Raw genomic sequence first — 24,123 nt, 5'->3', positions numbered from 1 at the left:
CCTGGGTAGAGAAGCAGGGTAAGGAGTGGCCGCGAGCACGCGCGTGGAAGCTGCTCGGACCGCTGAACGGAAACTCCGCCGCGCGGAGGGAGCCGAGCATGGAAGAACCACGGTACGGACGCACCCAGCAGCAGGTCTCCCGGGAGCACGTCTCGGAGGCGGTGCCCCAGCAACGTCAGGCGGAGCGGGCGGAGACGGCCCCCGCGACGAGGGAGCCCCGGCCCAGCGGCTGGCTCGGCTGGGTCATGTTCGCCGGCATCGGGATGATCATCCTGGGCTGCTTCCAGGCGCTGATGGGCCTGGTGGGGCTCCTTCACAGGGGCTTCTACATCATCACGCCCAACAACCTGGCGGTCCCGGTCAACTTCACGGCCTGGGGATGGTTCCACATAGCCATCGGGGTGATCGTCTTTCTCGCCGGACTCGCCATCATGTCGGGCAAGACCTGGGGACGGGTGGTCGGGATCACCCTCGCCGCCATCCAGGCGTTCGTGAACTTCGCCTGGCTGCCCGCCTACCCGATCTGGTCGGCCATCATCATCGCCTTCGACGTCCTGGTCATCTACGCGCTGGCCGTGCACGGGAAGGAGATGAAGGCGTTCAGCAGGGCCGGCATGCCGTAGACGGCATTCCTGCGGAGGAGGCCGGCGTCACTTCGGTGGCGGCGGCTTCTTCCCGCCGGTCGGCGGGGGCACCCGGGTGGCCACGGACTCCTGCAGCTCCTGACGGGTGACGAACGTGTCGACCAGCGAGTGCAGCATGGCCACCACGGGGATGGCCAGCAGCGCGCCCATCGCGCCGAACAGCGACGCCCCCAGGATCACGGCCGCGAAGGACACCCCTGGATGGATGTCCACGGCCCGCGAGCTGATCTTCGGCTCCAGCGTCAGGTTCTCCACCTGCTGGTAGAGCACGCCCCAGCCCAGCGCCGCCAGGCCGATCCAGGGACGGGGCGACACCAGCCCCACGACCACCGGCAGGGCGATGGAGATGTAGGTGCCGATGGTGGGCACGAGCTGGGCGACCAGGCCGGTCCACGCCCCGAGCGCGAGCCAGGACGGCATGCCGAGCGCCAGGAACACGAGGGCCGAGGCGACGCCGTTGATCGTGGCGAGGACGAGCCGGGAGGAGACGTACCCGCCGGTCTTGACCGTGGAGACGTCCCAGACGTTGATGAAGACCTGCTGGACACGGCCGGGCAGCAACTGCGCGATCCACCGGCGCAGCGCCGGTCCGTCGGCCGAGAGGTAGAACGTCAGCAGCAGCAGGGTGAACAGGTTGAACACCGTCCCCGCCACCGTCCCCACCAGGCCGAGGACGCCGTTGAGCGCGCCCTGCGCGTACGAGGCCGCCTGCTGCGGGGTCAGGTTGAGCGAGTCGAGGATGGCGGAGATCTCGTAGCGGGTGCCGAAGCGGGCGTTCACCCGGTCGACGACGCCGGTGATGACGTCGGGCAGGGCCTTCAGCAGCACCGCGACCTGCCGGACGAGCAGGCTGCCGAACAGCACGAAGAAGACCACTACCGCGACGATGAACAGCGTCATCACCAGCAGCGTGGCCGTGCCGCGGCGCACCCGCCTGGACAGGCGGCGTACGGCGGGCTCCATGGCGAGCGACAGGAACCACGCCATCACCAGCATGGCGATCAGCGATCCCGCGTCGACGAGCACGAAGCGGACGAAGAACGCCGCGGCGACGACGGCCGCCAGGACGAGCCCGGCCCGCCAGATGTTCGCGGGCGCGAGCAGCACCTGCACGGTGGGTCTCGGTTCCATCGGTCATCAACGTACAAGCCGGGGCCGCTTGAACTGGGCCTTCACCGCCTGGCCGGGTGCGGAAGATTGGCCGAACGTTGGGACTAGCAGGGCCGAGAAAGCGGCATGAAGGGTGAAAGGCGCAAAACGGTCTAGTGCCGAAAGGAGCGCCGCGATGGGCGACTATCCTCTTCTCAACCTCTTCTGGACCATGCTCGTGTTCTTCATGTGGGTCCTCTGGTTCATGCTGCTCTTCCGGGTCATCGGCGACCTGTTCCGCGACGACGACGTCAGCGGATGGGGCAAGACCGGCTGGACCGTCGTGCTGGTGGTCCTGCCCTTCGTGGGCGTCCTGCTCTACCTGATCGTCCGCGGCAAGGGCATGGGCCGGCGCGAGATGGCGCGGCTGCAGGCGAACGAGGAGGCGTTCCGCGCGTACGTGCGCGAGAGCGCCGCGGGCGCGGGCGGCACCGGCTCGGGAACCGGCGACGAGCTGGCCAGGCTCGCCGACCTGAAGCGCCGGGGCGACCTCACCGACGACGAGTACGAGCGCGCCAAGACCAAGGTCCTCGCCGGGGTGTGAGGCCCGTCAGCCGCCGTCGACGCCCAGGTAGGCCAGCGCCGAGACCACGGCCGCCCGCACGCCGGTGTCCAGGGTGGGCTGGATGACCGGGGCGAAGGCGGCGTTGTGGTTGCCGGGGACGTCGGTGTCGATCGTGCCCTTCCCGGCCGCCCGCGCGTACAGCTCGGGGTCCGTGCCGCCGAACCCCCAGTACGTGAACGGCGCGCCGAACGCCTTCGGGATCTCGCTGAAGTCCTCGCTGGCCGTCTGGAGATCGAGCTCTTTCGCCCGGTCGCCGAAGAAGGCGGAGAAGGCCGCGGCGACCCTGCGCGTCGTGTCCGCGTCGTTGACCGTGGCGGGGAAGGCGCCGAAATGCTCGACGTCGGGCTCGCGGGGAGCGCCCGAGGCGGCGCACTCGGCGCGGGCGATCCTGACGATCGCGTCCCTGACGCGCTGCCGCACGTCCTCCTCGTAGGTACGCACGTTGAGCTGGATCTCGGCGGTCTCCGGGATGTTGTTGGGGTTGGCCCCGGAGTGGATGCTGCCCACCGTGAGCACGACCGGGGTGAGCGGGCCGACCTCGCGGGAGACGATCGTCTGCAGGCGCACCACGAGCATCGAGGCCATCACCACCGGGTCGATGCCCCGGTCGGGGGCCGAGCCGTGGGCCGAGCGGCCGTACACGGTGATCCGGTAGTTGTCGGCGGCCGACAGCGCCGGCCCCGGCCGGGTGAGCACCTGGCCCGCCGGATAGGGCAGCACGTGCTGCGCCAGGCACACGTCGGGCTTCGGGATCCGGCCGGTCAGCCCGTCGTCGATCATGCCGCGGGCGCCGTCGCCGGGCTCCTCCGCCGGCTGGAACAGCGCCACGTACGTGCCCTTCCACGCGTCCCTGGCCTGCACCATCAGCCGGGCCGCGCCCAGCAGGGCGGTGACGTGCGTGTCGTGCCCGCAGGCGTGCATGACGGGCTGGCCGTCGCCGCCGACGGCCGTGCTCGCGTACGGCAGCCCGGTCCGCTCCTCGATCGGCAGGGCGTCCATGTCCGCACGGAACAACACGCACGGCCCGTCGCCGTTGGCCAGCACGCCGACGACCCCCGTGCCGCCGACGCCGTCGGTCACGTCGTACCCGTACGCGCGCAGCCGCTCGGCCACCCGCGCCGAGGTGCGTCTCTCCTGGTGGCCGAGCTCGGGATGGGCGTGCAGGTCGCGGTAGTACGCCTCCAGGTCGGGCCTGATGGCGTCAAGCCCGGCCAGCACGGTGTCGGCGGACATCGATCGCTCCCCTCAGCCTCACCCGCGGATGCTTTCCTGATATCGGTCTGGAGTAGTCCAGACGGGCGCAAACGTTCCGCCATCCGGGGGCGGACCGCCGCCGGTTCCCGCGGAGGCGTCCCTAGGCTCCTGCCTGTGCGGGTCGAGACGATCACGACGGTGCTGGACCTGGTCGGGGTGTTCATCAACAGCCTGCTCGGCGGCTCGGTGGCCCGCCGCAGGGAGCTCGACCTGTTCGGATACGTCGTGATCGGCGTCGTGTCCGGCCTGGGCGGCGGGCTGATCCGCGACGTGCTGCTCGGGCACGGGCCGCCGCTCGCCCTGACCAACCCCCTCTACATCCCGGTCGCGCTGGCCGGCGCGGGGGTGGCGTTCCTGCTGAAGTTCACCGAACGGGAATGGACCCGGCTCTTCTACGTCCTCGACGCGGTCGCGCTGAGCGTGTGGGCGGTCGCGGGGGCACAGCGGACGCTGGCCGCCGGGCTCGCCTGGCTCCCGGCGATCCTGCTGGGCACCATCACCGCGGTCGGCGGCGGCGCCACCCGCGACCTGCTGGTGCAGCGCGTCCCGGCCGTCTTCGGCGGCAACGGCCTGTACGCGTCGGTCGCCGCCCTGGTCGCGGCCCTGGAGGTGATCTGCTCGGAGCTCGGCGTGCCCGTCGCGGTGGCCACCCCCCTGGCGGTCGTCGCGGGCACCGTACTGCGGCTGGTCGCCTACCGGCGGGGGTGGGAGCTGCCCGGCGGCGTCGAATGGGAGGCCCGCGACGTCCTCGGCAAGGCCATCCACCCCCCACCCCTCCGCCGCCGCGACCGCCGCAGGGACGGCGACGACTGATCCGGCGCCTTTCGTGGTTCGTCCTCGTCAGGGGCGTTCGAAGGAGCGCAGCAACCGGCCGAGCTGCTCCTCGAAGGCGCGCAGATCCAGCCGGCCGTCCGGGAGCAGGTCGCCCAGCGCGTCGGCCATCAGCTGACGGCTCTGCCGCTCGGCATCATCCTGGGCCCGGCCGACGGCCAGTGTCAGCTGCTCGGCCAGCGTCCGGCTGTCCAACCGCATGGCGCGCGGCGTGATGACGATGTCCCGTACGGTGCCGTCCACGGCCGCGACGGCCTTCACCTGACCGTTCGCGGCCTCGCCCGTGCCGGTGATCTCATCCAGTTCGCGCTGCCCGTCGTCCATCCACGCGAGGATCTTCGCGGCCTTCTCCGCCTCCCGCTCCAGATCCTCCTCGCGCCAGTTGGCGGGGTCCGCGTCGAATTTGTGCATTCCTTCTCCTCACCTACGAGGTTCGCCCGGCGTGGACGCCGCGGTCGGTCACCCTCTCGGAGGCCGGTCGATCTCGTCGGCGACCTGCTCGATCCGGCGGCGTACGAAGGTCTCGTCCAGCGGCTCGGGCAGGCTCTCCGCGCGTGCCCGGGCCCGCTCGACGATCTCGTGCGACCGGCGCCCGGCCGCCTCCTGCGCGGCCCGCGTCGCCGCCATGACCTGCCTCGCCAGCTCATCGGCCGGTTGCCGCATGACCCGGGGGTCGAGCTTGATCGCCCTGAGCCGCCCGCCGCCCCCCGCCACGACGCGCACCATGCCGCCGCCCGCCTCGCCCACGCTGGTGATCTGGGCGATCTCGGCACGGGCGGCTCCGAGGTCACGCATGATCTCCTCGGTCTCACGAAGGACTCGTTCCAGGTGGTCGAGGTCGTCGTTCCAGGGGCCCGAGGACGGCATCGAAAGACTCCTTCACCAGACGCCGGAGACGGCACGCCCGGCAAGATACCAGCTCGAAAATCGGTCTCTGATCCACACCGGCTTCGATCATCGTTAACCTACGCTTCATGAGTTCGGAGCTTCGGCTGGTCCACGGGTCGCTGGAGACGGCTTCGGCGCACCTGAGAGGTGACGGCACGGACTACGCGGCGGCGCTGCGACGATTACAGCAGCGCGGCGACGCCGCTTCCTGGGGCGATGACGGCCTGCTGCGCCCACTGGTCACCGCCTACAGCGAGTGCACCGCGATCGCCCTGGCCGCCTACACCCACATGGGCGACCTGATAGGGGCCACGGGAGACGCGCTTGCGCTGTCGAGCCGGCGGGTGTCGGATGTCAACGAGGTCACCGTTCAGAACCTCGACGGGCTGCCTGACACGTCATGGGCGTGACCCTGCCGCCCTGGGCCGACGGTGTCCTGGCCCTGGTGGGAATCCCCTTCCCGAACATCGACGAGGACGAGCTGCGGCTGGACGCGGACGCGTGGCGCACCGTGCTCGCCGGCACCTCGACGGCCGGCGCCCGCGCGGACACCACCGTCGCCCGGACCACGAGCCCGGCCGCGTACCAGGGCGACTCCGCGACGGCCCTCACCGGTTACTGGCAGAAGACAGGCGGTGACGGGCACCTCGACGCGGCCGCGACGGCGGCGAGGTACGCGCCGCTGATCCTCGACGGGGCGGCCGGCGTCATCACCGCCACCAAGGTAGGGGTCATCTCGTACGCGGCGTCGTGCGCGGTCAAGCTCTCGGCCACCATGCTCGCGGGCGGGCCGCTCGCCCTCGGCACAGCCACGGCCACGGTCCTCGGCACCCGGTACGCCATGGGAAGAATCCTCAAGGAGGCCGGCGAGGGCGGCGCACGCGTGCTGGCACCCGGCCTCGCCCGGCGAGTCACCGAGCCACTGGCCGGCATCCTCAGGAACGCCCGCGGACCGTGGGGAGGCGGCCCTCCGCTCGCCCTGGCCGGCGGCCCCCGCCTGCCTGCCCGCCTTCCCCGAAGACCCTCCGGTGTGGACGGCCCCAAGGGCCCCGCCATCGCCCCGATGTCCAAGTGGCGAAGGCCGAACTCGCCCAACAAGACGAACTCGGGTACGCATCGGGGCGTGTCCAAGAAACCGCCGAGGACCGACGCGGAGGCGGCCGCGCGACAGGCGGCCGCCGACGGCGGCCCCAGGGCGCATTTCCGGCCCGAATGCAGCAAAGGTGGCCACTTTCACGTGGACTACCTGAACAACAAGGGTGAGATCATGCACACCAGGCACTTCGACTTCGAGGATTAGATCATCGTGAACGACTCCCAGGCAGACAACGGCGCGACCGGGCGGGACCACCTGCTGGCGGGCGCCGCCGACCTGGGCGCCGCCATCGAGCGGCACGCCCTGATCCTCACCGAAGCCCCCGACGACTACAAGCGGGTGGTGGCGGCCGTCAACGACCTCCGCGCCGCCGCCATCGCGTACGCCGCCCTCTGCGCCGACCACGCAGGATGGGGCAACCCGTTCAGCGACCTGGAGAACGAACCGGCCCCCGGCGAGGAAGAGGAGGAAGCCGGCGACACCCCGACCGAGTACAGCCCGGTGGTGCATCTGGAGGCCCACTACCGGATCCGCGTACCCGACGTGGAGGCCGCCGAGCGCCTGCTGGGCGATACGGAGTCCGAAGACCTGCTGGGCGCCCCCTCGGACGTGGTGGCGCAGCTCTTCATGCGCGACGGCTGGGACCCCTACCAGTACGGTGGCGCTCTCCAGACGGAAGAAGTGTCGTGGACCTGCGGCCCCGACCCGTCCTGATACCCGGGTATCCCGCTCGCGCTTCACTTGGTGAGGACAATGACGAGATATACGGCAGGGCAGAGGGCCCAACCCGACCAGAACGCGACGAACCCCGATGACGAGGGCCGTCGCGCGAACGACACGACGACTCCTGCCAAGCCGATGACGAGGATGGCGAACGGCGTGTACAGCAGGAGGATCGGCAGAAGCAAAAGGCTGAAGAACAGGAAAAAGGCAAACACGGCAACAACCAGGTAGGCGGCAGCAGCCGCCGCCGCACCACCCAGGCCCTGCAGCAGGTGCCGTGCCATTGTCTTCACCATCGTCATGATCGAGGCGTTTTCGTCCTCGGGCAACCGCCTTATCCACAGAATGCGGTTCGGGGAATCGGCGACCGGGCGGCCCTCACTACTGTCCGCGCATGGGAAAGAAGCGAAGGCGGAACACCCGCCGAGGCGGCGTCATCGGTATGGCATTGCTCCTGAACGAGCTTGACCTGGCCACGATGAGGGCGTCCTACCCGTCATTCGAGTTCGAGGATTACGGCCAATACCTCGCCACATGTGAGCAGATCTTGCGCTATATGCTCAAGGCTGGACACAGAGTCATGATCGGGGCCTTCATTCCCGCCGAATACTCCGCATACTGCCAGACGGAGCAGTTGTCGCCCGACTCGGCCGTGAGCAGGGCCCGATACGCCCAGGCGGTGTGCGAGGAGGATGATCCTTTCCCCTACCAGGGCGAACCCATCGGCGTGATCGTGGCCTCGCTCGCGCATCGCGAGCGGCTCCGGGCGCTCAGCATCCGGGCGATGGATCTGCTGGCCGCTTTTCCGCCCGAAGCGGTGCTGGAGGCGAAGGAACATGCCGCGGAGCTGCTCGTGCGGCTTTCGACCCACGGGGGCCCAGGCCGGCACATCTTCACCTGCCACGTGGGCGCCGGAACGCACGACCCCCTGGAAATCGTCGCCGAGGTCGAGCTGGAGCAGAACGCGATGCGAGTCATGAGCGTGGATTTCCCGGCCCTGGCGCTGATACTGAGCTTCGCCCGGGCCGCCGGAGCCGCGGGCGGCGTCGTCATGCGTTCCTTCACTCCCAGGACCGATCCGGACAGCGGATTGCCGGTGAAGATCGTCCGGGGCTGGGCCATCGTGAAAGGAGTGGTCCGTCCGCTGAAGGCCGCCGAGATCAGGCAGGCTTGCTGCACCGATGCGCGCACCGGAGCATCCCTTCCTCCCGAGCCGGCGGTCGAATACGCCGACTCTCACGAGCCTTTCCCGGCCGCCCCCGAGTGACGTTGCTCCGTCTCCAGGATGACGGTTGATCATCCACGCGACGGACGACGCTCTGCCCGCCGTCTCCCTAACGTGCTCCATGCGATGGGGGGCATTCGGCTCCCCATGCGGACAAAAGGATGATGAATGAGCACGGGGAAGACGCGTACCAGCCTCGACAACATCGCGGCCCTGGGCGCTGAGCTCGACGAGGGTCAGCTCCTTCAGGTGAGCGGCGGCGCCAAGAGCCAGGTCATCGTGATCTGCGGCAACCACACGCACACCTCCGGCGACAGCAACTAGTCAGCCGCGGGGGGCGCGGCCGGGTCGCGCCCCCCACCGGAACCATCCTGATGATCCTCGTACTGACCTCCGACGGAGACGAGCACGCCGAGCGCGTCGTGGGGACGCTCGCCGCGGCGGACGTCACCGTCTTCGACCCCGCGTGGTTCCCGGCCGCCGCCACCTTGGAGATCGGCCATCCGGGCGACGGCTCGACCGTCCGGACCCTCGGCCACGGCGGACGCCGTGTCGACCTCGACGAGCTGACCGCGATCTGGTACCGCCGCCCGGGGAATCCGGTGGCCCATCCGCAGGCCCTCGCCCGCGAGCACGTCGAGGAGGAGTGCCGGGTGCTGGTCGAGAGCCTGTGGGACGGCCTGGGGTGCCTGAAGGTCCCCGCCTCCAGGCCGGTCATCGACCGGGCGGGGCGCAAGGCGTACCAGCTCGAAGTGGCCAGGCGGCTGGGCTTCGAGCTGCCCGCGACGCTGATCACGAACGATCCCGAGCGCTTCCTCGACTTCTACGTCCAGCACGAAGGCCGGGTGATCACCAAGCCGGTGCACGGCAACCAGCTGGAGGCGGACGGTGAGCGGTTCGGTCGGTTCGCGGCGCCCGTGACGCCGGCGGACCTCGGTCACGCCGACGCCCTGCGCCTGTGCCCGGTCATCGTCCAGGCGTACGTCCCCAAGCGGGTCGAGGTGCGGGTGACCGTGGTGGGCGGCGAGCTGTTCGCGGCCGAGATCCACTCGCAGGTCAGCAACCACACCCGCTACGACTGGCGGCACTACGACCCGGGCGCCACCCCCATCCTGGCGCACGACCTGCCGGACGAGGTCTCCCGGCGCTGCCTGGAGCTGGTCGAACGGCTCGGGCTGTGCTACGGCGCGATCGACCTGATCCTCACGCCGGACGGCCGCCACGTCTTCCTGGAGATCAACCCCAACGGCCAGTTCCTGTGGATCGAGGACGCGACCGGGCTGCCGATCAGCGCGGCGATCGGCGAGCTGCTGAAGAGCGGAGTGAAGCGATGACGTACGGGCCGATGCTCGCCGACGCGGTCGGCCTGCTCAGCTCGGGTGAGCCCGAGCGCGGCCTGGAGGGGTTCCGCGCGGCGTACCCGCAGGTCCGGACGCGGCTGGTCGCCCAGCGCGAGGAGTTCGACGGATCGCTGCACCACGCCCTGCTCATGAAGGACGGCGACGCCACGGTCTCGCTGTCCTGGTGCCCCGAGCAGGCCCTGCCGTGGCCGCTGCGCGGCGTGCACCGCGCGGGCGAGCACCTGCTGCTCCGGGTCAACGGCATCGAGACGCCGGTGGCCAGGGCGATCGCCTGCCTGGACTTCATCTGGGACGAGTCCGCGCTGGCCGACCGGCTCATCGCCGACAGCCTCGTACGCGAGGAGCTGGCGGAGACGTGCGAGCCGCTGAGCGACGCCGCCCTCCAGGAGGCGATGGACGCCTTCCGCCGCGCCCGCGGCCTGCTGACCGTGGAGGCGACCCGGGCCTGGATGGAGCGCAACCGCATCTCCCACCAGGAGCTGGAAGAGCTGGTCGCCCTCGAGGCCGCCGTCGCCGCGCTCCGCTCGCGGGTGGCCGCGGGACGGGTGGAGGACTGGTTCGCCGAACACGGCGCTGAGCTCGACGTGGCCCGTGTCGCGCGGGCGGTGTTCGTCGCCGAGCCGGCCGCCGTGCCCGACGCGGCCGGGTTCCTCGACGCGGTCGAGCGGGCCTTCGCCGACGGCGGCGCCCGTCCTGGCGAGGTGTTCGCCACCCTCCGCCGGGGCGACCTCGACAAAGAGCCGGCGGAACGCATCTTCGAAGCCCCTCCGGGGACGGTCGCCGGGCCGTTCCCCGTGGCGGGCGGGCATCTGCTGGTCAAGGTCCTCGCGGTGGAGCCGGCCGTGCTCGACGCGACCGTACGTGACCTCGTCGAACGCCGCATCTTCAGCGAATGGATCGACGCGCGCAGGAACGCGGCCAAGATCGAATGGTTCTGGGGGATCGCGGAACGGACGGCCGGCGGGTGAAGTCGCTTCCGTACCGGGAGAAGGCGGTCCACCACCATCAGGGCGTCCGGCGGCACGTCGAGCGCCCCTACCGCGTCTCCAGGACGCTCCTGGTCTGGCTGTGGACCTACGTGGGCCTGCTCGCGCTGGCGCTGGCGATCGTGGTGCTGCTCGGCGTCCTCCCCGCGCTCGGTGATCCGCGATGAGGCGGGTCAGGGTGCCCGTGCTGAGGCAGAACACGATGGCCGACTGCGGCGCGGCGTGCCTGGCGATGGTGCTCGGGGCCCACGGGCGCCGGGCGAGCGTGCGCGAGGTCGTCGCGGACGTCCAGGTGTCCAGGGACGGGCTGACCGCCTTCGCGATCGTCGAGGCCGCCAAGTCGTACGGCCTGAACGCCAAGGCGTTCTCGATCGCGCCCGAGCGGCTCGGCGCGGTGCCGGGGCCGTTCGTCGTGCACTGGGAGTTCAACCACTTCCTGGTCGTCGAGCGGTGGCGCCCGGACGTCGTCGAGGTCGTCGACCCGGCCTCCGGGCGGCGCAGGCTCACGCCGGAGGAGTTCGACCTCGGTTTCACCGGGGTCGTGCTGGCCTTCGAGCCGGGCCCGGGCTTCGATCCCCGGGGGCCCGAGCGGCGCCCGTGGCGCGCGAACCTCCTGCGCGCCCTGCTCATCCGCCACCGCGGCCTGCTCGTCCAGGCGCTGCTCGCCTCCCTGCTGCTGCAGGTGGCCGCGCTCGTGCTGCCCCTGCTGTCCGGGCTCGTCGTCGACGAGGTGCTGCCCGGCGGCGACCGATATCTGCTGCACGTCCTCATCGTCGGCCTGCCGATCGTGGTGCTGATCCAGGGGATACTCACCTACCTGCGTACGGCCCTGCTGCTCATGCTGCGGGCACGGGCCGACACGGAGTTCACGGGCGGGGTCGTCGGCCGGCTGTTCTCGCTGCCTTACGGGTACTTCACCCTGCGCGGGGCGAGCGACCTCGTCATGAGCACGCAGAGCGCGGCCAGCCTGCGGGCCATGCTGTCCGGCCAGGTGCTGTCGGCGCTCCTCGACGGCCCGCTCGCCGTGGTGCTCATGGTCCTCGTGCTGGTGCGCGATCCCCTGCTCGGCGGGTGCCTGGCCGCGATGGCGGCCGTCCAGGCTGTCCTGCTGCTCCTCACCCGCAGGCGGATCGCCGACCTCACCGGGCGCGGCCTGACCGCCGCCGCCACGACCCAGGGCCGGCTCATCGAGTCCATCCAGGGCATCGAGTCGATCAAGGCGTCCAGCTCCGAACGGCGTGCCGTCGAGCGGTGGTCGGCGATGTTCACCGCCCAGATGAACGCCGACCTGCGCCTGGGCCTGACGCGCGGGCTCCTGGACTCGGTCCTGTCCGCCATCAGGATCCTCGCTCCCGCGCTGCTGCTGCTCGTGGGCACGGTCCGGGTGCTCGACGGCGGGCTGAGCCTCGGGACGATGCTCGCGCTCAACGCGCTCGCCGTCTCCGCGCTCACCCCGCTGACCTCGCTGCTGACCAGTCTCCAGGAGCTCCAGGAGGCCGGCGCCCACGTCGAACGGCTCGCCGACATCATCGAGGCCGAGCCGGAACGCACCGGCGGCGTGCGCCCGCCGCTGCGCGGGGAGGTGACGCTGAGCGACGTCGGGTTCCGCTTCGACCCTCGTTCGCCCTGGACGCTCAGGAACGTCACGCTGAGGATCGCCCCAGGTCAGAAGGTGGCGCTGGTGGGCAGCTCGGGCTCGGGCAAGAGCACCCTGGGCAGGATCCTGCTCGGCCTGTACGAGCCGGTCGAGGGCGAGATCCGCTACGACGGCACGCCCGCGCGCGACCTGGACCCGAGCTGGCTGCGCGGCCGGTTCGGCGTGGTCACCCAGGACCCGCACCTGTTCACCGGGACCATCAGGGAGAACATCGCCCTGACCGTCCCCGGCGCCCCGCTGGAGCGGATCGTGGCCGCCGCCAGGATGGCGCACGTCCACGACGACATCATGGCCATGCCCATGGGGTACGAGACGATGCTCACCGAGGGCGGCGGCCTGTCCGGCGGCCAGCGGCAGCGGATCGCCCTCGCGCGGGCCCTGCTTCCCGAGCCGCGCATCCTGCTGCTCGACGAGGCCACCAGCCACCTCGACACCGTGGCCGAGGCCGCCATCGAACGCAATCTCGCGGGCCTGCCGCTGACCCGAATCGTGATCGCCCACCGGCTGAGCACCGTACGCGACGCCGACCAGATCCTCGTCATCGACGGCGGCCAGGTGGCCGAGCAGGGCACCCACGACGAGCTGATGCGATTCGGCGGACGGTACGCGGCCCTGTCCGAACTGGCCCGGCCGTCGCTGTGACCACCGCGTGGGCTGCGGCGGATGAGTTTCCGACTGGCGGCGTACGCCGTGTGCGTCGAGGACGGCCGAGTCCTGCTCGCCCACCACGTGAAGCCGGACGGCGAGCGGGTCTGGACCCTACCCGGCGGGAGGGTCGAGCACGGCGAGGACCCCTTCGACGCGGTCATCCGGGAGGTCGCCGAGGAGACCGGCTGCGACGCGGTCGTCGAACGCCTGCTGGGCGTGGACTCCCGTGTGATCCCCGCCGCCGTCGCCCGCGCCGGCGTCGAGCATCAGAACGTCGGCGTCTTTTACCGCGTCCGCCTCACCGGCGGACGGCTGCGTCCCGAGCCCGACGGCGACGTCGCCGAGTCGGTCTGGACCGCGTTCGCCGACGTCGCGCGCCTCCGCCGCTCATCGCTGGTCGACGTCGGCCTCGCTCTGGCGCGGACCCTCCCGGCGAGCGGCCATGTCGGTCCCGTCCCGGTCGGCGGTCTGATCCAGCACTGATCGGCCGCGCCACCGCGTCAGGATTTGGGGAGACGTTTACCTGCTCGGGGGTGTCGGCAGGACGAAACGGGCAGTTGACCATCATTCCTGTCTCTACACGAGAGAAAAGGTGGTGTGCGACATGGCTGACCAGCCGACGCGAGCCACTTACGACATCGGTCATCACCCCGACATAGCCGCGCTGCGCGCCCGCTACGACATGGCGGCCCAGCAGCCGGCAGGGCAGTCCGTCAGTGGGGTCGCCTTCCTGAGCGGGCTCTACCTGGCCATCTCGCCATGGGTGGTGGGCATCTTCGGCCGCACGAACCTGACCGTCAGCAACCTGATCACCGGGATAGCGGTGGTCCTGCTGGCGGCCGGGATCGCCTCGGCCAACGGCCGCTTCCACAGTCTCGCGTGGACGCTGCCGGTCATCGGCGTATGGACCATCATCACGCCGTGGGTCCTGCCGCCACACGGAGCCGGCGCCTCGACGATCGTCAACAACGTCATCACGGGAGTGGTCATCCTCGTCACCGGCCTGGCCTGCGCCTCGCTCGGCATGATGAGCAGACGCCACGGCGGGCACCCACGATGACTCCCACGGTCCTGCGCTGACCCGCGCGGCTCAGCCGCGCAGGCGTTCGGAGGCGGCGGCCGCGGAGACGTCGTGCGGATAGGCGTGCCTGGCGCGCAGCAGCACGACCGCGTTCGCCACCAGGGGCACCAGCATGATCAGGAACGCGTACCGCAGCCCCTGCGCGCCCGGGCCGAGCGCGTCGGCCAGAACGCCGAAGAGCACCGGGGCGACGGCCTCCCCGCCCACGCGCAGGAACGTCCGGATGCTCTCCGCGCGGCCCCAGAGCCGGTAGTGGACGACGTCGAGGCGGGCGGCGTCCAGCGGGGGATTGGCCGCCGCCGCCGAGGCGGCCGCGACGAACAGGAACGGCAGCGCGAGCGTCGGCGACGTGGTGAGCAGCCCGGGGACGAAGAAGACGGCGGCGGCGGCGTAGGCGATCGCGGGGACCACCATGCGGGCGCTGATGTGCCCGCGGCGGGTGAGCCGGTCGGCGAGGCGTCCGCCGCTGAGCACCCCCAGCAGGGCCCCGAGGCCCACCAGCAGCACGACGCCCGTCAGCGCGACCTGGCCGAGGCCGTACTGCTCACGGGCGAAGACGAAGGCGAAGGTGCGCACTCCGGCGAAGAAGAAGTATCCGACCACGGAGGCGACGATCAGGGCGACGTTCGTCCGGATGCTCAGCACGTACCGGATCGCCTGCCCCAGGGACATGTGCACGGGGTCACGGCGCAGCAGCGCCGCGGGATCGGGCCCGATCCCGCGGCGGCGCACCGCGCGCCGCGCCGTGTCGTCGCGGTCCGGCCCGGCGCGGTCCGCCTCTCCACCGGGCGTCGCCACCGTGAACTTCCCGCCAGGTGTCACCGCGGGCAGCCGGCTCTGACCGCCGCGTTCGGGCTCGGGCAGCTTCCGCCCGATGACGAAGACGAAGGCGACACCCACGAGCGCGAGGAGCCAGAACGTGGAGCGCCAGGTCAGCAGCCGTGCGAGGGCGCTTCCCACCAGCAGGCCGAGACCGGCGCCGACCATCTCGCCGCTCAGGATGAAACCGTAGATCCGGCCCCGTTCGGCGGCCGGGAAGAAGTCGCCGACCAGCGAGACGACCGAGGGCGCGGCGGCGGCGGTCAGGCCCCCGACCGCCACCCGGGAGCACAGGAGCCACGGGAGCGAGTCGGCCAGGGCGCCGGAGATCATGGCCAGGCTCCACAGGACGATGCAGGCGGTGAGGAACCGTACCCGGTTGACGCGGTCGGTCAGGACGCCGACCGGCAGGACGGCGACGGCGCCGGCCGCGGAGGAGACGGCGGTCAGCGACCCGAGCTCGGTGTTGCCGATGCCCATCGACTCCTGGATCTCCGGCCCCACCGCGGCGACGGCCCCCTGGTCGGCGGTGACGAGCGCGAGAACGCCGGCGAGCATCGCGACGACCCGGAACCGCGTGGGGCCGCCCAGCAGGACCAGCATTCTCCGCCAGACCCCGTCGAACACGGCATGCGAGAAGCGGCTGAGCCTGCGGTGCCGCTCATTCCACGGTTTCGCGGACATCGGCGCCTCTCCCCCTGATCACCGTTCCTCCTTGCGCGGTCCGTTCCGTCCTTGGAGGGCGGTCTGCCCGGGTTTCGCCAGGAACGGGGATCGGCCGAGGACGACGATGCCGGTCGCCATCGCGATCAGACCGGCCACCTCGCCTGCCAGCGCCGCCGGGGTGACCTGCAGGCGTTCGGCGAAGATCGCCACGCCCAGCACGATCCCGCAGATCGGTTCGGCGACCGTGGTGGCCGGCAGGGAGATCTGGAGCGGAGCGGCGTCGAACGCGCTCTGGTTGAGGAGCAGGCCCACCACGGCGACGCACGGCAGGAGGTACGGCTGCCAGGTCATGAGCACGTTCTGTCCGTGGTCGAACGTGAGCAGGGCGTTACGGGTCAGGACGTCCTGCAACCCGTAGAGCACCCCCGCGGAGCCGGCCAGCAGAATCGCCTTGACCTTCAGTGACCGCCGCAGACCGAAGACGACCAGCGCGGCCGCCACCACGACCACCGGGAGCGCCGCCAGCCAGCGCGGGGAGAGCGGATCGGGGAGGCGGCCGCCGTGCGGCTGCCCGGCGAACAGGAACAGCGCCACTCCTCCACACACCAGCACGGCGCCCAGTTGCAGCATGCGGCCGAACGGTTCCTGGTAGACGACATGGGCCGCGGTCAGGGCGAACAGCAGGTTCATCGCGAGCAGCGGCTCCACCCGCGCCACGTCCGCGTCTCGGAGCGCGATGGCGCCGAGGATCTGGCCGCACGCCATCAGCCCGAGCCCGAACAGCCACAACGGCGTGCGCATGAGGTCGAGCAGCAGGCGTGGGCGCAGCATCTCGTCCAGAGGCTGGCGGTACGCGGCATGCTGCTGGGCGACGAAGCCGAGGCCCAGCAGGCAAGCCGCACCCAGAGAGACAGCGATGGTCATCACCAATGGCGACGCTCTCCGAATCCGCTTCCCGGAACGCCGGTGGGGTCAGCGCACCATCCGGTGCGGGGCGGGCGGCGGCTCCAGGCTGACGCGGGCCACCGTGTGGACATGATCAGTGCGTAGAGCGTCGCGCAGGTGCTGAAGCGCGACCGCGGACAGGTGCCATCTGAGCTCCCCGATGGGCGCCCTCTCGTCGGCGACGACGCGTAGCCGCACTTCAGGGGGGTAGCGCGAGTCGGCCACGCGCGCATCGGCGCTCACCACGGCCGGGCTCGACGCCACGTCGGCGGCGACCGCCTGCGACACCCCGTCCACGGACACCTCCGAGAAGCCGGCCGGTGACCCTTCCAGCCGGATCGGGCGGTGCGTGACCTCCCTGCGGCCCTGCACCAGCAACCAGCGCAGCGCCAGCAGCGCCACCACGATCGACACGACCGCCACGGCCCACCAGATCGCCGGGCTGTTGCCGGCGAAGAACCCCCGTACGCCGCCGTCCACGATCGGGGTGTCCGCCGACCCGAGGCCGCCCAGCCCGCGGCCGGCCGCGAGCCCGCCCAGGACCAACAGCACCGATCCGATCAGCGCGAGTGCCCATCGGTTGCCCCGGCTGGTCTTCCTGTTCACTTGCGCTCCTTGACGTCCACGGTCACCCGGTACGGCTCCACGAGATCCAGTCCCGCCAGCCTGGTGAGCACGGCGGCGCGCACCTCCTGGGCGAACCTCTCCTTGTCCCACCCCGACGTGGTGGGCGTGACGGTGACCGTCCCGCCCCGCAGCGTGGCGTGGGCCGTGTGCACGCCCGGCACCTCCTCGGCCGCGTGCGCCAGGGCCCTGGTGACGCTCTTGGGGCGCAGCCCGATGATCACGTCGGGGTCGTGGCTGCGTACCGCCAGCAGGCGCGGCCGTCCCGGCACCAGAGCGGTGATCAGCAGCGCCAGCCCGATCAGCGCCACGACCACCGAGCCCAGCACGAACAGCGGGTTCGACCACGGCGTGGAGGCCGCCCAGCCGAGCATCCGGTCGTACGGCACCAGGCGCAGCGGAGCGCCGACCAGCGCCGAGACGGTCTCGGCGGCCACGAGCAGGCCCAGCAGCGTGAGCAGCACGGACACCACGATGGCCGGGACCCTCCGGGACGGGCGGAACGCCCGCACGGCCGCCCGGTCGGCGGCTTTGTCGCGTTTCGCCTGGTAGGCGCCTGCGGGGCCGTCCTCAGGAGGGACGGCGCCGTACTCCTGCGTCAACGTTCGCTCGGTCACGGCAGGTCACCGCCGAAGTCGGTAATGGTCACGTCCAGATGGGTGACGTTGAGGCCGGTCTGGGCGGCGACGCGGGCGATCACGTGCTGCCTGACCCGCGCCGCCACGTCCCGCAACGGTGACGGGTAGGCGACGCTCACGCTCAGGTGAACCGCGGCCCGCTCACCGCGGACCTCGGCGTCCGACGAGGGCGACCGCCACCCGCCGCCGGGGTGCACCCCCAGCACCTCGGGAACCTCCCCGGCCGCGCAGCGGGCGATCTTGGTGACCACCTCGTCCGCGATCCGGGTGCGCCCGCGGACCTCGGGGGGCGGAGGCGCCGGACGCTGCCCGGGCACGGTCACGATGCCCGCGCCGGTGGCAGCGGTCACTTCCGCCTCACGGACAGGTTCACTTCACCGGTCTCGGCGAGCCGGCCGACCAGCCAGCCGACGGCGCCGAGCACCAGCACGATCAGGAACGGCACCAGCCCGCCGAACGCCCCGACGATCCCGAGAACGATGCCGACGGCCAGCCCTATCAACGGCAGCCACTGGTTGTTCATGATCCCTCCACGATGTCGTCCGCGCTGTCGTCCGCGCTGTCGTCCGCGACGCCGTGCGCGATGTCGTCGATGCGCACGTTCACCTGGCGCTCGCCGGCCAGGTCCGTCACGGCTCGCCGTACCTCGTCGGCGGTCTCCAGGAGCGGGCGGTCCAGGGTGGCGACGATGGCGATCTCGACCGCGCGGTCGTTCACGGAGACGCCCGTCAGCCGCCGGCCCGGCAGGTAGGTGGCCACGGTCCCGAACGGGCCGCTGGACAACCCGGCCACGCCGTCACACGACCGGACCCGCTCGGCGATCGCCGGCGCCTCGTCCTCGGGGCCTGTCCCGAAGCCGTCGTCCACCCCGGAGCCCGCCGGGCTCGCACCGGACTTCGGGGCCGGGCCCGTGTCCGTCATCGAACTCCCGGCTCCGGCCCGGTGTCCTGCCGGCGGCTCTTGTCGCCTTCCCGGCCGCGGTCCTGCTCGGGCAGGTGGACGTCGTCGACGCGGATGTTGACCTCGGTCACTTCCAGTCCGCACATGCGCTCGATGGCGTTGATGACGTTCTTGCGCACCGCCCCCGCCAGCTCGGGGATCGCCATGCCGTACTCCACCACCAGGTCGAGGTTGACGGCGGCCTGCCGCTCGCCCACCTCCACCGACACGCCCTGCGTGACGCTCTCGTCGACACCGACGATGCCGCGTACGCTGCCCAGCGCACGCGCCGCGCCACCGCCCATGGCGAAGACTCCGGACATCTCGCGGGCGGCGAGCCCGGCGATCTTGGCGACGACGGTGTCTTCGATCCTGGTGGTGCCCTTCTCGGTGACCAGCGCGGCTCCCGGGCTGCCCTCGTACGTCCTGGCTTTCGGCACGGTCGCGGTCTGGCCGGTTTCCGTGGCTCGACTGGACATGGTGTCCGACACGTCCGTCACCTCCCCTCCTCCTCAGTAAGCACTGATAACCGCCCCAAGCCACCTGATTCCTACATAAAACAGACTTTTAGAACATTTATGACAAGCTGGGAGAGATCACCTGGAAGCCGGGCTTCCGTCACGGGCGCCAGCACAGCGCGGGGTCGGGATGGTCGAAGAAGCCGAGCTTCCGGTAGAGCGACTCGCCCTCGCGGGAGGCGTACAGGTCCACCCGGGCGACCTCACGCTCCCGGAACCAGTCGAGCAGGCCGAGCATGATCGCGCGGCTGTGGCCGCGCCGCCGGTACGCCGGATCGGTGACCACGCCGATGACGTGCCCGATCCGGCCGTTGCGTGAGTGCGGTCCGGGGAACCACTGCTCGACGGTGCCGATGCCGCAGGCGGCGAGCCCGTCGTCCCCGTCCACGACCAGGATGCGCGCGTCGTCCCGCGCCAGCTTCTCCTTCAGCACCGCGGCGAGCTCGCCCCGCCAGTCGTCGCCTGCCGACGAGGGGTTGAAGAAGTCGCCGCCGAGGTCATCGAAGAGCAACGCCCGCAGTCGGACGAGTTCGGCGATGTCGTCTTCGGACGCCTGGCGAACGTCAGTTTGAAGTGTCATGAGGATCAGGCTGACGTAACGGCCTTATGCACTACAACCCTTACGGAAAGCCCTCGCCGGACCTCCAGCTCGCCTGGCAGGTGGCCCGCCCGCATATAATTTCGACAGACATCGAATCAGGAGGGGTTGTCATGACCGTCCAGACCGGCGGGTGCTGCGCCCCGATCACCCGCGAACCGCTGGCCGAGGACACCGCCGCCGAGCTCGCCGTCATGCTCAAGGCGGTCGCCGACCCCGTGCGGCTGCGCCTGCTGTCGATGATCGCCTCCCACGCCGGCGGCGAGGCGTGCGTCTGCGACCTGACCGGCGCCTTCGACCTGACCGCCCCGACCATCTCCCACCACCTCAAGGTCCTGCGTACGGCGGGCCTGATCGACGGCGAGCGGCGCGGCACCTGGGTCTACTACCGCGTCGTCCCGGAGACGCTGAACAGGCTCGGCGCCCTGTTCACCCCCCTCGCCGGGCCCGCCGGGTTGGAGCTGCTCCCCACCTGACGGGGATGGGCGGCGAGAAAAGGTGCGGTGGCCCTTGGCCCCTGGCCACCGGGACTTCCGGCCCTGTCCGCACGTCCCCCGGCTGAGGTCCCATGGTGTGGTGATCGCGTACGACCCGGACACCGCAACCACGCCGAGAAGGGAACGTGCCCATGACCGCAGTTCCGGATGAGCAACTGGCCGTCGATGAGGAAATGCTGCGGAGACTGGCCTCTCCGGAGGACAAGGAGGTCGAACAGCTGGACGCCTGGTGGCGGGCCGGCAACTACCTCACGATCGGCCAGATCTATCTCCAGGGCAATCCCCTGCTGCGCGAGCCGCTGGCCCCGCAGCACATCAAGCCGCGGTTGCTGGGCCACTGGGGCACCAGCCCGGGACTTTCGTTGATCTACGCGCACGTCTCCCGGCTCATCCGGCACACCGGACAGCAGGCGATCTATCTCGCCGGACCCGGGCACGGCGGGCCCGCACTGGTGGCCGCCGGATACCTGGAGGGCACCTACAGCGAGATCTATCCGCACGTCAGCCAGGACGAGGCCGGGATGTCGCGGCTGTTCCGGCAGTTCTCCAGCCCGGGCGGCATCCCCAGCCACGTCTCGGTGACCACCCCGGGCTCCATCCATGAGGGTGGCGAGCTGGGGTACGTGCTGGTGCACGCCTTCGGCGCCGTCATGGACAACCCCGACCTGCTGGCGGTCGCGGTGGTGGGCGACGGCGAGGCCGAGACCGGGCCGCTGGAGGGGTCGTGGAAGGGCGTGTCGTTCCTCAACCCCGAGCGCGACGGCGCCGTACTGCCGGTCCTGCACCTCAACGGCGCGAAGATCGCCGGTCCGACGGTCCTGTCCCGTAAGGACCCGGCCGAGGTACGCCGGCTGCTGGAGGGCCACGGCTACGAGGTGCTGGAGGTGGAGGGCGCGGACCTGCCGGGCATGCACCACCGCTTCGCGGCCACGCTGGCCGAGGCCTGGAGCAAGATCCGCGCGATCCAGCACCTGGCCCGTACCGGCGGGTGGGACGGGAGCCGCCCCCGGTGGCCGCTGATCGTGCTGCGCTCGCCCAAGGGGTGGACCGGGCCGGAGCAGGTCGACGGCGTACAGATGGCGGGCACGTGGCGCTCGCACCAGGTGCCGTTGTCCGGGGTGCGCGACAACCCGGAGCACCTGGCGATCCTGGAGAGCTGGCTGCGCTCGTACCGGCCGGAGGAGCTGTTCGACTCCACCGGTGCGCCCACCGAGCTGGTACGCGGCCTGGCCCCGGAGGGCGACCTGCGGATGAGCGCCGCCCCGCACGCGAACGGCGGCCTGCTCACGCGGGATCTGACCCTGCCCGACTTCCGCGACTACGCCGTCGAGGTGCCGCAACCGGCGCGTACGCGCGCCGAGTCGACCCGCCGGCTCGGCGAGCTGCTGCGCGACGTCTACCGCGACAACCCCGACAACTTCCGGCTGTTCTGCCCGGACGAGACCAACAGCAACCGGCTCGGCGCCGTGTTCGAGGTCTCCGACCGCGCCTTCGCCGAACGCGTCACCGCCGACGACGTGGCGATCAGCCGCGACGGCCGGGTCATGGAGGTGCTGTCGGAGCACAACTGCCACGGCTGGCTGGAGGGGTACACGCTGACCGGCCGGCACGGCATGTTCGCCACCTACGAGGCGTTCGCGATGGTCAGCGCCTCCCAGACGGTGCAGCACGGCAAGTGGCTGCAGGAGGCGAGCCGGCTGCCCTGGCGGGCCAAGGTGCCCAGCCTCAACGTGCTGCTCACCTCGACCGCCTGGCGCAACGACCACAACGGCTTCTCCCACCAGGGGCCCGGCCTGATCCAGGTCGTGCTGACCCAGCGCGGCGACGTCGCACGCGTCTACCTCCCGCCGGACGCCAACTGCCTGCTGTCGGTGGCCGACCACTGCCTGCGTTCGCGGTCGTACATCAACCTCATCGTCATCGACAAGCAGCCGCAACTGCAGTGGCTCAGCATCGACCAGGCCGCCGAGCACTGCGCCCGCGGCGCCGGCGTATGGGACTGGGCCGGCACCGACGACGGCGCCGGCGACCCCGACATCGTGCTGGCCTGCGCCGGCGACGTGGTGACCATGGAGACAGTCGCGGCGGCGCAGATACTCAAGGAGCGGCTGCCCGGCTTCAAGGTCCGCGTGGTCAACGTCGTGGACCTGATGACGCTGATGCGGCCCAAGGACCACCCGCACGGCATGAGCGGCACCCTGTTCACCGAGCTGTTCACCGACACCGTCGATGTCGTGTTCGCCTTCCACGGCTACCCGGGCGCCATCCACCAGCTCGTGCACGGTCGCCCGGACGCCGACCGGTTCAGGGTGCGCGGCTTCATCGAGGAGGGCACCACCACCACACCCTTCGACATGACCGTACGCAACCGCGCCTCCCGCTACCACCTGGTCATGGACGCCATCAACAACGCCAGGCGGCTGCCGCGCGGCGCCGCCGACCTGATGGCCTGGTGCGAGCGCAAACTCGCCGAGCACCAGGCGTACGTCGTCGAGCACCTCGAAGACATGCCCGAGGTCCGCGACTGGTCGCTGGGCGGATGACCAAGCGCCCCCGGCGTAAAGGGAATTATCGCCCGCCGCGAATTGCGCGGAGAATGGACAAAGCTTTCCTCTGTACGATCCCGCAAAATATCCGGATATTCAGAAAGGCGGATCACGTCCCCGTGATCAGTTCTGCCGGAGGCCGTTGAGCACCAGTCGTCTGCGCTGCGCGGTGGGGGAGGGGACGTGCTCCATGTGGCCGCACATCATGCGGTGGTGCAGACCGTGCTCGTGGGCGAAGATCACCAGCTGGACGCGGTCGCGCACGTTCAGCTTGGTGCACAGGCTCCGTACGTGCGACTTCACCGTGCTCTCGCTGACCCGCAGCATCCGGGCGATCTCGTCGTTGCGCATCCCGCGCAGCACCAGCCCCAGGACCTCCCGCTCACGCGGCGTGAGGCTCTCGACCTCCGCCAGCGCCTGCGGGGGCTCGGCCTGGGTGCGGCTGAACTCGGCGACCAGCCGCGTCACGCCGTGGCTGGACAGCACCGCCTCGCCGGCTCGGACCCGGTGGATCGCGGGAATCAGCTGCTCGGGCCCGATGTCCTTGAGGAGGAAGCCGCGCGCGCCGAGGCGGAGCGCGCGGAAGAGGTCCTCGTCGGGGTCGGTCGGGCCGAACATCAGCACCTTGACGCCGGGGACACCGCCGGGGCCGCAGATCTCGGCCGTGGCCTGGAAGCCGTCCATGTTGGGCATCAGCGTGTCCATGAGCACCACGTCGGGGCGCAGTTGCCGGGACAGCCGGACCGCGTCGAGGCCGTCGCCGGCCTCGGCGACCACCTCGATGCCGGTGCGTTCGCAGAAGGCGGTGCGCAGCCCTATGTGGATCACCGGCTGGTCGTCGGCCACCACCAGTCTGATGGCGCTCATCGGGGCGCCGCGAGTCGAGTAGCGCCGGCAGGGTCGATCTTGATCATTTCGGTCCCCCAGATAATGATCGATAAAGGATCTGCGGTAGCAGCCCACCCGTTTCGCGCATCAATGCGTCCAATTGACCACATCTGCTCCAGAAGCGTCAAACGGTGGTACGCGTCGAAATTGACGCCAGTAATGACTTCTTGTCGCTCGAATTGTCGTCACGGCACGTCAACCGCGAGAACCGCCGTGACCGGATGGCCGGGGGGATGACGAGCGCCTCGGCGAAGAGACACGCGGGAGGGGCGGACGTCGTCCCGCGGACGAGAGGAAGGTGCCCGAAAGGCGAGGGCCACTTCAGCGACATGGTTGA

General features: G+C 70.8%; 31 protein-coding genes. 16 read left to right on the top strand and 15 right to left on the bottom strand.

Annotation, left to right across the window (positions count from 1 at the left end; all coding sequences use genetic code 11):
• The first annotated feature begins 98 nt into the window (after positions 1 to 98).
• Positions 99 to 623: a DUF7144 family membrane protein gene (locus tag ABD292_RS30095; protein WP_344213168.1), complete on the top strand. Its 525-nt coding sequence runs from the start codon at positions 99 to 101 to the stop codon at positions 621 to 623.
• 27 nt (positions 624 to 650) lie between these two features.
• On the opposite strand, the gene ABD292_RS30090 is transcribed toward ABD292_RS30095, so the two are convergent.
• The gene (locus tag ABD292_RS30090) at positions 651 to 1,775 is read right to left on the bottom strand and encodes an AI-2E family transporter (RefSeq protein WP_344213166.1); all 1,125 of its coding nucleotides are present in this window, start codon (positions 1,773 to 1,775) and stop codon (positions 651 to 653) included.
• Positions 1,776 to 1,929: 154 nt separating this feature from the next.
• Here ABD292_RS30090 and ABD292_RS30085 point away from each other — a divergent pair, with 154 nt between their 5' ends.
• Positions 1,930 to 2,337 carry an SHOCT domain-containing protein gene (locus ABD292_RS30085; RefSeq protein WP_344213164.1) on the top strand — a complete coding sequence of 136 codons (408 nt, stop codon included), beginning with the start codon at positions 1,930 to 1,932 and terminating at the stop codon, positions 2,335 to 2,337.
• 6 nt (positions 2,338 to 2,343) lie between these two features.
• On the opposite strand, the gene ABD292_RS30080 is transcribed toward ABD292_RS30085, so the two are convergent.
• Entirely contained in the window at positions 2,344 to 3,591 is a 1,248-nt protein-coding gene (locus ABD292_RS30080) for an amidohydrolase (protein ID WP_344213162.1), read from the bottom strand.
• Between the two features lie 135 nt (positions 3,592 to 3,726).
• Here ABD292_RS30080 and ABD292_RS30075 point away from each other — a divergent pair, with 135 nt between their 5' ends.
• Positions 3,727 to 4,425, top strand: coding sequence for a trimeric intracellular cation channel family protein (locus ABD292_RS30075; RefSeq protein ID WP_344213160.1), 699 nt, complete (start codon positions 3,727 to 3,729; stop codon positions 4,423 to 4,425).
• A 27-nt stretch (positions 4,426 to 4,452) separates the two neighbouring features.
• Here ABD292_RS30075 and ABD292_RS30070 read toward each other — a convergent pair whose 3' ends face one another.
• Positions 4,453 to 4,854 (bottom strand): YbaB/EbfC family nucleoid-associated protein, encoded by a 402-nt coding sequence (locus ABD292_RS30070; protein WP_344213158.1) that lies wholly within the window; start codon positions 4,852 to 4,854, stop codon positions 4,453 to 4,455.
• A gap of 48 nt (positions 4,855 to 4,902) precedes the next feature.
• Entirely contained in the window at positions 4,903 to 5,310 is a 408-nt protein-coding gene (locus ABD292_RS30065) for a YbaB/EbfC family nucleoid-associated protein (RefSeq protein ID WP_344213156.1), read from the bottom strand.
• 107 nt (positions 5,311 to 5,417) lie between these two features.
• Here ABD292_RS30065 and ABD292_RS30060 point away from each other — a divergent pair, with 107 nt between their 5' ends.
• The 3 genes from ABD292_RS30060 to ABD292_RS30050 are packed head-to-tail and all read left to right on the top strand — an operon-like array spanning position 5,418 to position 7,141.
• The gene (locus ABD292_RS30060) at positions 5,418 to 5,741 is read left to right on the top strand and encodes a hypothetical protein (RefSeq protein WP_344213154.1); all 324 of its coding nucleotides are present in this window, start codon (positions 5,418 to 5,420) and stop codon (positions 5,739 to 5,741) included.
• Positions 5,732 to 6,631 carry a hypothetical protein gene (locus ABD292_RS30055; protein WP_344213152.1) on the top strand — a complete coding sequence of 300 codons (900 nt, stop codon included), beginning with the start codon at positions 5,732 to 5,734 and terminating at the stop codon, positions 6,629 to 6,631. The genes ABD292_RS30060 and ABD292_RS30055 overlap by 10 nt, the downstream gene beginning before the upstream one ends.
• Positions 6,632 to 6,637: 6 nt before the next feature.
• On the top strand, positions 6,638 to 7,141 hold the full coding sequence (locus ABD292_RS30050; RefSeq protein WP_344213150.1) for a hypothetical protein: 504 nt from the start codon (positions 6,638 to 6,640) through the stop codon (positions 7,139 to 7,141).
• Positions 7,142 to 7,164: 23 nt separating this feature from the next.
• On the opposite strand, the gene ABD292_RS30045 is transcribed toward ABD292_RS30050, so the two are convergent.
• Entirely contained in the window at positions 7,165 to 7,479 is a 315-nt protein-coding gene (locus tag ABD292_RS30045) for a hypothetical protein (RefSeq protein ID WP_344213148.1), read from the bottom strand.
• Positions 7,480 to 7,544: 65 nt separating this feature from the next.
• Between ABD292_RS30045 and ABD292_RS30040 the strand changes: the two genes are divergently transcribed.
• The 8 genes from ABD292_RS30040 (at position 7,545) to ABD292_RS30005 (ending at position 14,087) form a co-directional block, all read left to right on the top strand.
• Positions 7,545 to 8,417 (top strand): hypothetical protein, encoded by an 873-nt coding sequence (locus ABD292_RS30040; protein WP_344213146.1) that lies wholly within the window; start codon positions 7,545 to 7,547, stop codon positions 8,415 to 8,417.
• A 126-nt stretch (positions 8,418 to 8,543) separates the two neighbouring features.
• Positions 8,544 to 8,699, top strand: coding sequence for a hypothetical protein (locus ABD292_RS30035; RefSeq protein WP_344213144.1), 156 nt, complete (start codon positions 8,544 to 8,546; stop codon positions 8,697 to 8,699).
• 50 nt (positions 8,700 to 8,749) lie between these two features.
• Positions 8,750 to 9,709: an MvdC/MvdD family ATP grasp protein gene (locus ABD292_RS30030; RefSeq protein ID WP_344213142.1), complete on the top strand. Its 960-nt coding sequence runs from the start codon at positions 8,750 to 8,752 to the stop codon at positions 9,707 to 9,709.
• The gene (locus ABD292_RS30025) at positions 9,706 to 10,704 is read left to right on the top strand and encodes a TIGR04500 family putative peptide maturation system protein (protein WP_344213140.1); all 999 of its coding nucleotides are present in this window, start codon (positions 9,706 to 9,708) and stop codon (positions 10,702 to 10,704) included. Before ABD292_RS30030 ends, ABD292_RS30025 begins: the two co-directional genes overlap by 4 nt.
• A complete protein-coding gene (locus ABD292_RS30020) occupies positions 10,701 to 10,889 on the top strand; it encodes a hypothetical protein (RefSeq protein ID WP_344213138.1) in 189 nt (62 codons plus the stop codon). The genes ABD292_RS30025 and ABD292_RS30020 overlap by 4 nt, the downstream gene beginning before the upstream one ends.
• Before the next feature lie 11 nt (positions 10,890 to 10,900).
• Complete coding sequence (locus ABD292_RS30015) at positions 10,901 to 13,021, top strand: peptidase domain-containing ABC transporter (protein WP_344213136.1); 2,121 nt, start codon at positions 10,901 to 10,903, stop codon at positions 13,019 to 13,021.
• 21 nt (positions 13,022 to 13,042) lie between these two features.
• Positions 13,043 to 13,510 carry an NUDIX hydrolase gene (locus tag ABD292_RS30010; RefSeq protein WP_344213134.1) on the top strand — a complete coding sequence of 156 codons (468 nt, stop codon included), beginning with the start codon at positions 13,043 to 13,045 and terminating at the stop codon, positions 13,508 to 13,510.
• A gap of 121 nt (positions 13,511 to 13,631) precedes the next feature.
• Positions 13,632 to 14,087, top strand: coding sequence for an SPW repeat protein (locus ABD292_RS30005; protein WP_344213132.1), 456 nt, complete (start codon positions 13,632 to 13,634; stop codon positions 14,085 to 14,087).
• 30 nt (positions 14,088 to 14,117) lie between these two features.
• Here the strand turns inward: ABD292_RS30005 and ABD292_RS30000 are convergent, their stop codons facing one another.
• From ABD292_RS30000 to ABD292_RS29960, 9 genes are all read right to left on the bottom strand, one after another.
• Positions 14,118 to 15,611, bottom strand: coding sequence for an MFS transporter (locus ABD292_RS30000; RefSeq protein WP_344213130.1), 1,494 nt, complete (start codon positions 15,609 to 15,611; stop codon positions 14,118 to 14,120).
• 18 nt (positions 15,612 to 15,629) lie between these two features.
• Complete coding sequence (locus ABD292_RS29995; RefSeq protein ID WP_486348469.1) at positions 15,630 to 16,541, bottom strand: DMT family transporter; 912 nt, start codon at positions 16,539 to 16,541, stop codon at positions 15,630 to 15,632.
• 24 nt (positions 16,542 to 16,565) lie between these two features.
• Positions 16,566 to 17,144, bottom strand: a complete 579-nt coding sequence (locus ABD292_RS29990; protein ID WP_344213126.1) for a hypothetical protein — start codon at positions 17,142 to 17,144, stop codon at positions 16,566 to 16,568.
• A complete protein-coding gene (locus ABD292_RS29985) occupies positions 17,141 to 17,779 on the bottom strand; it encodes a DUF6286 domain-containing protein (RefSeq protein WP_344213124.1) in 639 nt (212 codons plus the stop codon). The genes ABD292_RS29990 and ABD292_RS29985 overlap by 4 nt, the downstream gene beginning before the upstream one ends.
• Positions 17,776 to 18,150 carry an Asp23/Gls24 family envelope stress response protein gene (locus tag ABD292_RS29980; protein WP_344213122.1) on the bottom strand — a complete coding sequence of 125 codons (375 nt, stop codon included), beginning with the start codon at positions 18,148 to 18,150 and terminating at the stop codon, positions 17,776 to 17,778. Before ABD292_RS29980 ends, ABD292_RS29985 begins: the two co-directional genes overlap by 4 nt.
• Complete coding sequence (locus ABD292_RS29975; RefSeq protein ID WP_344213120.1) at positions 18,147 to 18,323, bottom strand: hypothetical protein; 177 nt, start codon at positions 18,321 to 18,323, stop codon at positions 18,147 to 18,149. The genes ABD292_RS29980 and ABD292_RS29975 overlap by 4 nt, the downstream gene beginning before the upstream one ends.
• Positions 18,320 to 18,721, bottom strand: coding sequence for an Asp23/Gls24 family envelope stress response protein (locus ABD292_RS29970; RefSeq protein ID WP_344213118.1), 402 nt, complete (start codon positions 18,719 to 18,721; stop codon positions 18,320 to 18,322). The genes ABD292_RS29975 and ABD292_RS29970 overlap by 4 nt, the downstream gene beginning before the upstream one ends.
• Complete coding sequence (locus tag ABD292_RS29965) at positions 18,718 to 19,218, bottom strand: Asp23/Gls24 family envelope stress response protein (RefSeq protein ID WP_425565207.1); 501 nt, start codon at positions 19,216 to 19,218, stop codon at positions 18,718 to 18,720. The genes ABD292_RS29970 and ABD292_RS29965 overlap by 4 nt, the downstream gene beginning before the upstream one ends.
• A 139-nt stretch (positions 19,219 to 19,357) precedes the next feature.
• On the bottom strand, positions 19,358 to 19,837 hold the full coding sequence (locus tag ABD292_RS29960) for a GNAT family N-acetyltransferase (RefSeq protein ID WP_344213114.1): 480 nt from the start codon (positions 19,835 to 19,837) through the stop codon (positions 19,358 to 19,360).
• A gap of 131 nt (positions 19,838 to 19,968) precedes the next feature.
• Between ABD292_RS29960 and ABD292_RS29955 the strand changes: the two genes are divergently transcribed.
• Positions 19,969 to 20,331, top strand: a complete 363-nt coding sequence (locus ABD292_RS29955; protein ID WP_344213112.1) for a metalloregulator ArsR/SmtB family transcription factor — start codon at positions 19,969 to 19,971, stop codon at positions 20,329 to 20,331.
• Between the two features lie 194 nt (positions 20,332 to 20,525).
• The gene (locus tag ABD292_RS29950; protein WP_344214063.1) at positions 20,526 to 22,895 is read left to right on the top strand and encodes a phosphoketolase family protein; all 2,370 of its coding nucleotides are present in this window, start codon (positions 20,526 to 20,528) and stop codon (positions 22,893 to 22,895) included.
• Between the two features lie 126 nt (positions 22,896 to 23,021).
• Here ABD292_RS29950 and ABD292_RS29945 read toward each other — a convergent pair whose 3' ends face one another.
• Positions 23,022 to 23,765: a response regulator gene (locus ABD292_RS29945; protein ID WP_344213110.1), complete on the bottom strand. Its 744-nt coding sequence runs from the start codon at positions 23,763 to 23,765 to the stop codon at positions 23,022 to 23,024.
• Between the last annotated feature and the right edge of the window lie 358 nt (positions 23,766 to 24,123).

It is taken from the genome of Nonomuraea bangladeshensis, from assembly GCF_039529455.1.
In the GTDB taxonomy this organism is placed as follows: domain Bacteria; phylum Actinomycetota; class Actinomycetes; order Streptosporangiales; family Streptosporangiaceae; genus Nonomuraea; species Nonomuraea bangladeshensis.
Note: the sequence above shows the minus strand (reverse complement) of the source record. Positions and strands in the feature narration are given on the sequence as shown.